Consider the following 10,104-nt stretch of genomic DNA (forward strand, 5'->3'; position numbering starts at 1 on the left):
AAGCGTATCTTTGACAAACGACATTGACGAGAGGCGTCACGCGCCAAGCCGCAGGTAAGCCATATGCGCGACGGCCGCGTCCTGCAGGGCGATGCCGACTGCCTTGTAGATCACGATGTCGGGGGCGTCCCGTGCGCGCTGCTCGTCGGCGCCGATGACGGTCGAAAGGTCCACCATCGTCCTGCTGTCGATCACGGCACGCGACGGGCGCAGCAGGTCACCCGTTTCGAACGGCGTCTGCTGCATCCAGTCCACGACGATGCGCGAGGCCGCGAGCAACGACGCGTCGTCGAGTTCGCGTTGATCGGGACGCGTCGCGCCGATACTCGCGACGAATGCACCCGGTCGTAGCCACTCGCCGCGTATGACCGGTTCGGATGCACGCGTTGCGACGACAACGATGTCGGCGGCGGCGCACGCTTCGGCATCGACCACCGATACGTTGAGACCGAACCGATGCCCGAGGCTGTCGGCAAGTGCATGCGCGGATACGGCATCGCGGCTGTGAATCATCACTGCGCGCAATCCGGCTCGTCCGGCCAAGGCCTCGGCATGAGCCCGCGCCTGCACGCCACTGCCGAACAGTCCGAGGCGTCGGCTCCCCGGACGCGCCAGATGTCGGGCCGCAAGCGCGGTGGTCGCGGCCGTGCGCACGCCCGTGATCGCATCGCCCTCGAGCATCGCGAGGAGCCCGCCATCGACGAGCGAAAACAGCGCGATGTAAAAGCGGAACTGGCCGTCGATCGTCGTGTACATCTTTATCGCCGCGACCTTGGCCAGGCCCAGCATTGCGCTCATTGCGCTGAACTTCACGTCGGACAAGCCGATGCGTGCGCGAGGCTGAACGGCCGCTGTGCCGTTCTGCAGGTCGAGATAGGCATCGCGAATGGCGTCCGATGCGAGGCGGACGTCGAGCACTGCCGCGATCTGGTCGTTGGTAAAGATCTTCATTGCTGCGGCTCCAGCATCATGCTTTCGACTGCGCCGCTGATCCAGCAGCCCGCGTCGGCGTTGTCGGGGTCTCGCATTTCGACCCGGATGCTGGACGGCTTGCCCATCGCGTACCCTTGATGCACGGTCATGCCCGACGCGCCGTGCGCGAGCAGGCCGTAGTGCAACGCACCGTAGAGGGTCGCGGCCGCGGCGATACCCGTCGCCGCATCTTCCGGATACCCGGACGAGCGCGGAAACTGACGCGCGTGCACCTCGAGAGGTTGTGTACGCTCGACCGCAAACGGATAAAGGCCCGTCGATTCGAGCTGGTCACATAGCGCCTGCACCTTTTCGAAGGACGGCGTCAGTGCATGAAGTCGCTGCACCGAGCGAATCGGTATCAGCGTCTTGGTCCGGCTCGTCGTGGCGTTGACGATGCCGAGAGCATCCAGATCGTCAGCATCGATGCGCAGCACATCGCATATCGCGGCGTGCAGCCGCGCGTCTTCGATCGATTGCACGATGCCTTTGGGCTGGCTCACTTCGATGGATTGCGTGCTTTCGTCAAAGCGAGCGTCGACGATGCCGCTCAACGTCTCGAGCGTCGCGACGCGGGATGTCCAGCGGCCAAGCCGCCGCAGAAGCCACAATGCGCCGAGCGTCGCATGACCGCACATCTCCATCTCGTGCCGGGGGACGAAGAAGCGCAGACGATACGTGCTGCCCGTATCACGCGGTGCGCACACGAATGCGCTTTCGTGACCGTAGCGCGCGGCGATCGCCATCATCTCGTCCGCCGACAGCGAATCCGCATCCAGTACGACGGGCGCGGGGTTGCCGCCGCCCTGCCCTGCGGGAAAGACGCGCACGAAATGCATGCCACCGTGCGGGGGTAACCGGGATGTGGCATTGGGGGAATGAGGCAACAAGGACGGGACATTCTCGACCGACATGAACTGGCTCCAGCGTGTAAGTGACGCCAGCATGCCGAACGGGAACCAAAGTTTCGCCGCCTATTGGGCCACGACAAGCACACAACCGGGCCAATCGGGCGTCCGGCCCACCGCGCGGGAGTCCGCGCACACCCGTGTTTTCCCTGAGAACCGGGCTTGGCTGGCTGCGTGAGTGCCCGGCTACGTGCACGGAAGGTTGTACCGCTATACTGGGACATCCCATTGATACACCGGTCCACAAGACCCGCTATGGCCAGTCGCTACCCACCGCATGGAGCGCCCAAGGGTAAATTCGTGAAGCACTATCCGACCGCCAATACCCACTTGTCCGAAAATCGCATTGCCGATGTTCGGCAGGTTTCGATCGGCGATTACCGCACGCAGCCCCACGAACATGACGAGTACATGTTCTTGCTGCCGCGCACCGGCCAACTGATCCTGAACGTCGAATCGAACGCCTCGCCCTTGCGCCTGGCGCCCAAGTCGTTTGTCGTGGTGCCGCCGCAGCGCCTGCACGATACGCACGGCTATCGGAAGGAGCAGGAACACGTCGCCGTCTATGTGGCGAGTGATTTCGTCGCGTTCTGCGAGCGCAAGGCGCAAAGAAGCCTGTCGTGCGCGAAGATTGCCATCCGGTCCGCGCCGTTGGCGCTGCTCAACGCGGTGCGTCTCGCCACCGACACCGGTCAGCACAACGTCGGCGAACTCGCGGCCTATCGGCGGGAACTGACTAACAAGACGTTGGCGGCCACGTGCGTCGAAGCGGGACTGATCGCGGGCCATCTGCCGTTGACACCCATCGACGCGCGCCGTGAACTCGTGAAAGACATTCGGGGATTTCTCGACGCGACACTCGATCAATCGATGGGGCTCGATCGCATTGCCTACGAGTTCGGTCTGTCACGGCGCACGTTGACGCGCCTGTTTCGCGACGTCACTGGCGAATCCATCGTCGACTATCAATCGCGGCAGCGTGTGCATCACGCCACGCAGCTATTGCAATCACCCGGCATGACGGTCGTTATGGCGGCGGCAGCGGTCGGTCTCGATTCACCGTCCTATCTCGCCCGCCTGTTCCGGAAGCACGGATTGGCGCTACCGCGATCCTTCAAGGCGTAACCTCGAAGTGCACATGCCCGAAGCGCCGATGGCGACGCGGCATCCCCGTATCTTCTGAAGGCTGAAATGTGCCAGCCTCAGTACTCGGGCGCGAGGAGGACGTATCGTCAGTCTAGAATTTGCCATCTATTTCCCTGACCTGCCTGATTTCTTCGGGCCATTTCAATCTTGGATAACGGCCCCGGTTGAATCCGCAATCGACCCGGAGCTGCCGGTCGCGGATGCAAGGTAGCTTGCCAGGAAGCCGCCGTCCGACACTGCTCGTCGGCAACGCACACTCACGCCCAATCTGCTCTTTCGCCAAGTTCGATTCGACGCCCGAATTCAGTCGTTCGACTCCTGGGATTCAACGGCCTAAGAACACTGTAAACCGGTGATTGCATGGGCCGGGAAGCGAGAGGGCCGCGATCTTTTGGGCCAGCGGAATGTCCGTTTCCGCACTGCATGGCGGACATCGGTATCATTGCGCCAGATGCATACTGGTAAAGGATGCGATATGAAACACGCTGGCCCCGACGCGCTTGATCGACTCGAAAGTGTGTTGCGTCGATTGCGCGAGATACCGAAACTGACTGAAAGGTCACGAGGAGTATTTTATTGCAGCAGTAAAGCATTCCTTCATTTTCACGAAGATCCGACCGGGCTCTACGCCGATTTGCGCCGGACCGAATCGTTCGAGCGATTCCCGATGAATTCGAGGGCCGAGAAAGATGAGTTTTTGCGTCTGGTTAGTCTTGCAGTGGCGAAACCGGGGGAGCGTTGAATCCTCGGTCGTTAACCGACCGCATCAACCGGAGCACGCGGTGGCGACTGCACGTCTGTCCCGATGCGCGCAAATCCACCGTGACTTTGCAGTAGCGTCTTTGCCTTCCCGCAACAGCCCTGATTTGCGGTCGAGCAGCTTGGGCGCTTTGGCACGCAGCCTCAATCAGCAGGACGCCAGCGATTTCGCACAATCCTGCCCCTCATGAATCAATTCCCGCGCGACGTCGGACAAAACGCCATGACGCTCGATCGTCGAGAAGCCGGCATCGAGCCGGGCATGATACAGCCCGAGCATCTCCTTGATCGTGGCCCGATCGGCGTCAGATAGCACCGCACGCTCAAGAATGCGCGTAAACGCAACCAATAGGCGTTGTATGACAAACGTCGCGTGATAGATCGCAAGCATGTCGCGGGCATCCCGACGCAGCGGAGACGCATACTTTGTTTCCGGGCTGTTGTGAACGAGTTCCTCGCGCAGATTGATGCCATATAGGTAGGTATGCGCCACCTCGTGAACCAGCTTGTCGAGCAGGAAGATCCAGCTCAGGTCGATCTCCCCGTTCACGAGAATCATCGATTGAAGCTTGTCACCCGTTAGCGATAACGCACGCTCGCTGGTCGCACCGGCGGATTCAAAAAAGACGATCGAGCCGACGAGGATCTCGATCTCCGCGGCGAGTTCCGCATAAGCGGCTTCAAGCACCCGAACGCCGTGTGTCATGGCCGCTTCCGCGAGTTGCTCCTTTTCCCGGGGCAGAGGCCGCAAGACAATCTCCGTATAGGAGGTGCCGCCCGAGATTTCGTCCAGCACCTCACGCAGCAACTCGCGATCGATGCGCGACGCCGGCGTGAATCGAGGCAGCGTCTCGTATCGGTCGCGCGCCATGACCATGAGCAGGCGCGACGCTTCCGGCAACTTGTTCAGCTCCGCCAAGCGGATCACATAGTGGTAAGCGAAGCTGTGAAATCCATTGAATCCGGCGGGCTGCAAGGCTGCGAAGTGCGCGTGGACGCTGTCGGGAAACAGCGCCGGCGCGTGGGCCGTGAGCTGTTCGAGCAGATCCTCGTACGCGGACTTCAGTTGGGATTTGAACCCCGTCGACAGCGACGAAGCCACACCCGCCAGCGGAAGAAAGGGATAGGTCATGACAGTGATTGAAGGTCGAACAGTTCTCGATTGGTTTGGAGATAGTGGGGCAAGCCACTATCTCCGGAATTGAGCATGAGCCTCAACGGCCTGGAAAAGACGATGCAGAGGAGTGCAAGCACGAAAAGTTCGCTGCCGTAGATGATGACGGCGTCGGGCGACAGTGTCTTGAGGGCCACGCCCGATATCCAGATGCCGAAAGGAGCGGCAGCGGTGCAAAGAAACATCAGGCTCGATTCCATGCCGGTGCGGTGCCCTTCCGGAATCGCCATCGCCCGCTTCGAATTGACGGTAACGTTGAACGTCGTCAACCCGACACCCAATGCGAAACCCAGCACGCACCAGGTGACGAGATGGTGCGTGCAACCGAACGCAAAAATGGAGGCGCCGATCATTCCGATGCCGACGCTCGAAATTGCATGATCGGAAGCGATGCGCCGGGCTTGCTGGATCAGCAAGGCAGAAGCCCCCAATACGCCCGCGCCCAATGATAGCTCGATGCAGGCCACGTTCAGCATCGTGCCGCCCTCCGCGAGAACCTTGGCTGGCAACAGGAAGAATACGAACGGGACGAACAGCATGTTGGCGAGCAGCGACGCCGCCGCGATCGCCCGCTCGGCTCGAATGCCGAGTACCCGTTGCATCCCGTGGCGCAGGTCCCGGAAGAACGACGGTGCCGGCCCGGCACGCGTTCGCACGGGCTGCACCGCACTGAACGACATGTGGAAGACGAGCGAGGCCACGACGCCGAGACAACTGCTCGCGGCACTCAGCCAGAGCGCGGACTCGCCTCCGAACACCCCGATCATGAAGCCCGCCAGCGTCGGGCCGAACAGGATGTTCAGGATGAAACCCGATGCCTTCAGGCGCAAGCCGCTGCGAACCTCGTCGGCATCGGGCGAAATCTCGGGTATCAGCGGGGTGCTCAGCGGCATCAGGGCCGCCACGGCGATGCTCGAGGTCACGCTGGCGATGACGATAACGACGACAAGCCAATTCGCGTGGGTGGCGTGAAGCGTACGTGCGCCGCCGACGACCGGGATCACCGATGCAAGTGCGAGCAGCGATGCACCCAGCAACACGGTACTCTTGCGGATTCGCTCGGCGACAACGCCCACGAATGGAAGGAACAGCAAGGTCGTCGCCCACGTCGCGATCAGCGTCAGCGTGAGCGCCGACGGGCTTGCGATGTCCTTCAGCAAAAGCCACGTGGCATAGAACTGCAGGATGCGCGACGAAACCGTCACGGCCGCGTCGGCGAACACATAAGTCACGATCAGTTGCCATCGGGTCGAGGGCATCATGCTATTCGCTCTTCTGAAACTCGTCGGCAACGGATTTGAAAATGGCTGCCGCGTTGAACGCCCGTGCGTTCCCGGCAAAAACCTGCACCTGAATGAATACCTCGCGAATTTGTTCGATCGGTATGCCGAGGTGCAGGGCGGCGCCAAGTTGAAAACGCAACTGATTCTCGCAGCCGCCCATGGCGCTGATTACCCCGAGCGTGACGAGGTGCCGTGTCTTCAGATCAAGGCCGGGTCAGCGATACGCGTATCCGTAAATGTCGGAAGCCAGTTTATCGACGAGATCGGGAAATACCGGCCGAACGGTCTCGTTGGCCAGCCGGACGCCGTCTGGATTGAACATCTGAAGCAGGTCGCCGTTCTGTTCGATGGGGCTCATCGGTCGCCTCGGTCCGATATGGCGGATCCCGGGATCCGCCGTCGACAATTCACTACGCTGCCGTCACTTCAGGGCAGTGGTAATCGCGTGGACGATTTTGCTTTGTGCACCTTTCATGATCATCTTGTTTTCGATCTTCATCTGAAGCTCCATGTATGGAAAATTAAGGAGATCAGAAAGAAATGTTCGGAATCCATGCAGTTCTTCTCGAACCGCGGAGTAATGCTTGCAGGTAAACAAATTTAGGTAAAGCAAAAAAAATATTAGATGCATTGCCGGGAATTTTATGAATTCAATCGTATGCGATCCATCAGCGACGCCCCTCAGAGTGAGATGGCGAGGCGCGTGAGATGTGGCAGGAACGTGGGTCAGCGGAGATCGGCGGGCATCATCCAGGGCAACAGCGCGTCGTAGTCGTCGACGCTCTTTGCCAGCGGCAGACACTGGAACAGCCAAGTGAGGTAGCGGTAGGGATCAATGCGATTCGCGCGGCACGTCTCGACCAACGAGTAAAGGTTCGCGCTCGCCTCGACGCCATGAACGGTGTCGGCGAACAACCACGAGCGGCGTCCAACGCAGAACGGGCGAATCGAGTTCTCGCAGGGATTGTTGCTGATGGGCCAGTTGCCGTTCTCGACGTAGCGGATCAGCTTCGGCCATTGCTCACGCAGATAGGTCAGCCCCTTGCCGAGCAAGCTTTTCGGCATGACGCCCGGCGATTGCTCGAGTGCAAGCGCATGGATGGCATCGAGTACACGGACGCTGTATCGCCGTCGCAAACGCTGTCGGCGCTCGACCTCCCACGTTTCGGTGCGCGCTTCCGCGGCGAACAGCCTGCCAATCAGCTTGATGAAGCGCGACGCGAGTAGATCCGATGTGCGCGCGGCTTTCGGCACGCTGTCCTCCGCCTTGACGAAGTAGCGTTTCACGTGCTCCCAGCATCCGAGGTGTTCGAGCTCGTAACGCTGCGCGATGTCGTTGTAGGGTTCGTAGCCGTCCGTCATCAGGACCGCGCCCTTGCGGATGCCGGCGAACAGTTTGTCAGCGAGCTTGGTACCTCGTCCGGGCGTATAGGTGAAGCGTATGCGGTCTTTTAACGACGCCCATCAGAGGTTTGGAGTGGCAGGCATGCTCCATAGCATGAGGGCCGCGTAGTCGTCGGCGGTTGCAGCGAGAGGCAGCTTCGTGAACAGCCAGACGAGGTAGCGATACGGTTCGATGCCGTTCGCCTTGCAGGTTTCGACGAGCGAGTAGAGATTGGCGCTGGCCTGCGCACCGGCAACCGTGTCGGCAGGGATGCTGGGGATCGCAGAAGTAGACCTTGATGTCCATCGCGACAGTGAAGCGCTTGTGGCCAGCCATCTCCGTGCCCCGATCCCACGTCAGCGATTTATACAATTCCTGTGGTAGCTTGCCGGCGTGTCTTATCAGAGCATTGACGACAGCCTCAGAGTCCTTGCTGGAAATCTTTACCAGCATCACGAACCGGGTCTGGCGTTCGACGAGTGTTGCAATCTGACTGTTGGCGTTGCCGAACAGCAGATCGCCTTCCCAGTGCCCGGGTATTGCTCGGTCCTCGGCAGTGCCCGGGCGTTCACTGATTGATATGGCATCGCGGATGTTCGTACGATCCTCGGTCTTCAGTGTGTGTAGACGCGATCGACGCTTGGCCCGAGAACGGCGCAGGTGTTCCAGCAGCTCTCTTTTCAGCGCACCACGGGCCTGGATATAGAGGCTCCGATAGATAGTCTCGTGCGACACCTGATAGTCCTTGTTGACCGCATACACGTGCTTGAGCCAACCCGCAATCTGCTCCGGCGACCACTGCAATCGGAGCTTGCTTGCCACAACCTGGGCGAGTGTCCGATTCCTGACCAGCTTACATGTCTTTGGGCGCCGTGCGCGGTCCCAGGCGAGCGCGTCGGCCTGGCTCGCCCGATAGTCCTGCCTTCCGCCATTTCGCTGCACCTCGCGGCTGATCGTAGATGGTGCACGTCCTAATCGCGCCGCTATCGATCGAATCGACTGGCCGGCGACGACTGCGCGCGAGATTTCCTCGCGCTCGGCAAGCGTCAAGGCAAGCTGGGAGCGGTGTCGAGGCGCTGGCTGTATTCCGCCAGTTCTGGCAAGAATCCCCTGAATAGAGGAATGGTGGCGATCGAACAGTTGGGCAATCTGATGGAGCGTGTCACCTTTGCGCCACCGCTCCCACATCAGTGCCTTTTGAGTCTCAGTGTAGTAGATCCTGCGCCGCTGCTTCATTTGCAACACCTCCACTGCTTACGCAGCGTCTAGTGTGTTGCATCGACCGGTTGAATCCGCCGCCGGACTCGGCCGGCCGCAGTCCCGGCGGACTGCGACTGGCTCAACCCGACCCCGAGCGGCCCTTGGCATCGTTCGCGCCGATGACCCTTGTTTGCCATGAACCAGCCCCCCGATGTTGAGCCGCCGCAGTCTCCCCTTGGTTTTGGGGCAGCGCTTGTTCTTCAGGAAACCAACGACCAAATGACCAGGAGGATATCTCGACCGCCGATATGCTTGCTCGACGTGTACACACCGGCTACGGCGCAAACGAAGCGGATCTTACTGTTCGTGAGCGCTTGTGGCTCGTCTCCATACGCCCTCCAGCATCGCAGGCACCCATTGCTCGGCCGGGCAGCGACTCCAGGTGTCGGCAAGAAAAATCATCGATTCGTCACCACCCGTCTGCCGAGCCTTCTCTAGTTCCAACAGCAGAAGCGTACCCGCAGAGTAGGGGCAGCCACCGACCGTTCCCCCCTCTGTCGCTTGACGAAGGACCACGGCCGGGGCGAAAAGGCAGCGACGGCTAGCCATCTCGGGCGTGAGTGTCTGCCGCACCGCGGCGTCGAGATAAAGACCACGCATTTGATTCAGGCCTTTTACGACATTGTGTATTGCTACGCCGACCGCGTGGACGCCTGCAAGGTCACCCCCGACCATCGAAGCGAGTAACGCCTTGGCACGCGTCACCTTGCCGGTCACTTGCCAGACCAGATTGCGCAGCGCATTCCCCGGCGCAAGCGATGCGGCAATCACTTCAGCGGCGGCCCAGGTGGCCTCGCCAGCTTCAAAGGTGGGACTGAATAAACGGCCTATGACCTGTTGCACAAGCGGCCCGACTGCAACGTCGGTGTTTGTGTCTGAAGTTGACCCGCTTCAACGGACACCTATTCTTTTTGAAGAGGAGGTGCCGTCATGGGCAAGCATCGGAAGCCGTACCCGGCGGAGTTCCGGGCGCAGATGGTAGAGCTGGTGAAGGCAGGACGTACGCCTGAGGAATTGGCGCGCGAGTTCGAGCCGACGGCGCAGAGCATCATCAACTGGGTCGCTCAGGCCGATCGCGACTCGGGAATGCGCCAGGACGGACTGACCACGGCCGAGAGGCAGGAATTAACGCGGCTACGCCGTAAAGTCCGCCAACTCGAGATGGAGCGCGACATACTCTCTCACGCGGCTGCCTGGTTCGCTCGGGAGACGGGGGCC

General features: G+C 60.7%; 10 protein-coding genes and 3 pseudogenes. 3 read left to right on the plus strand and 10 right to left on the minus strand.

The window, feature by feature from the left end; translation table 11 throughout:
• Positions 1-36: 36 nt before the first annotated feature.
• Together BT264_RS19295 and BT264_RS19300 are read right to left on the minus strand one after the other, a co-directional pair.
• Entirely contained in the window at positions 37-918 is an 882-nt protein-coding gene (locus BT264_RS19295; RefSeq protein ID WP_256260677.1) for an ornithine cyclodeaminase family protein, read from the minus strand.
• 29 nt (positions 919-947) lie between these two features.
• Complete coding sequence (locus BT264_RS19300; RefSeq protein ID WP_083534107.1) at positions 948-1,886, minus strand: PhzF family phenazine biosynthesis protein; 939 nt, start codon at positions 1,884-1,886, stop codon at positions 948-950.
• A 294-nt stretch (positions 1,887-2,180) separates the two neighbouring features.
• Between BT264_RS19300 and BT264_RS19305 the strand changes: the two genes are divergently transcribed.
• Together BT264_RS19305 and BT264_RS19310 are read left to right on the plus strand one after the other, a co-directional pair.
• Complete coding sequence (locus tag BT264_RS19305) at positions 2,181-3,005, plus strand: AraC family transcriptional regulator (RefSeq protein ID WP_256260678.1); 825 nt, start codon at positions 2,181-2,183, stop codon at positions 3,003-3,005.
• Between the two features lie 496 nt (positions 3,006-3,501).
• A complete protein-coding gene (locus tag BT264_RS19310) occupies positions 3,502-3,768 on the plus strand; it encodes a hypothetical protein (RefSeq protein WP_072439532.1) in 267 nt (88 codons plus the stop codon).
• Positions 3,769-3,933: 165 nt separating this feature from the next.
• On the opposite strand, the gene BT264_RS19315 is transcribed toward BT264_RS19310, so the two are convergent.
• The 8 genes and pseudogenes from BT264_RS19315 to BT264_RS19345 form a co-directional block, all read right to left on the minus strand.
• On the minus strand, positions 3,934-4,917 hold the full coding sequence (locus BT264_RS19315; RefSeq protein WP_072439530.1) for an aKG-HExxH-type peptide beta-hydroxylase: 984 nt from the start codon (positions 4,915-4,917) through the stop codon (positions 3,934-3,936).
• Positions 4,914-6,221 carry an MFS transporter gene (locus BT264_RS19320; protein WP_072439528.1) on the minus strand — a complete coding sequence of 436 codons (1,308 nt, stop codon included), beginning with the start codon at positions 6,219-6,221 and terminating at the stop codon, positions 4,914-4,916. Before BT264_RS19320 ends, BT264_RS19315 begins: the two co-directional genes overlap by 4 nt.
• Before the next feature lies 1 nt (position 6,222).
• Complete coding sequence (locus BT264_RS40020) at positions 6,223-6,402, minus strand: carboxymuconolactone decarboxylase family protein (RefSeq protein ID WP_256260679.1); 180 nt, start codon at positions 6,400-6,402, stop codon at positions 6,223-6,225.
• A 54-nt stretch (positions 6,403-6,456) separates the two neighbouring features.
• Positions 6,457-6,600 carry a hypothetical protein gene (locus BT264_RS40025; protein WP_256260680.1) on the minus strand — a complete coding sequence of 48 codons (144 nt, stop codon included), beginning with the start codon at positions 6,598-6,600 and terminating at the stop codon, positions 6,457-6,459.
• 368 nt (positions 6,601-6,968) lie between these two features.
• Positions 6,969-7,679 (minus strand): annotated as a pseudogene (locus BT264_RS19330) (IS66 family transposase); the annotation flags it as partial.
• Positions 7,680-7,706: 27 nt separating this feature from the next.
• Positions 7,707-7,892, minus strand: a pseudogene (locus BT264_RS40525) (transposase domain-containing protein); the annotation flags it as partial.
• Positions 7,882-8,862 (minus strand): annotated as a pseudogene (locus BT264_RS19340) (IS30 family transposase); the annotation flags it as partial. The pseudogenes BT264_RS19340 and BT264_RS40525, both read right to left, overlap by 11 nt.
• Before the next feature lie 321 nt (positions 8,863-9,183).
• Complete coding sequence (locus BT264_RS19345) at positions 9,184-9,729, minus strand: hypothetical protein (protein WP_256260681.1); 546 nt, start codon at positions 9,727-9,729, stop codon at positions 9,184-9,186.
• A gap of 87 nt (positions 9,730-9,816) precedes the next feature.
• Here BT264_RS19345 and BT264_RS19350 point away from each other — a divergent pair.
• On the plus strand, positions 9,817-10,104 hold a 288-nt coding region (locus tag BT264_RS19350), incomplete at its 3' end, for a transposase (protein WP_143156745.1).

This window comes from Burkholderia sp. NFPP32 (assembly GCF_900119325.1).
In the GTDB taxonomy this organism is placed as follows: Bacteria; Pseudomonadota; Gammaproteobacteria; order Burkholderiales; family Burkholderiaceae; genus Burkholderia; species Burkholderia pyrrocinia_C.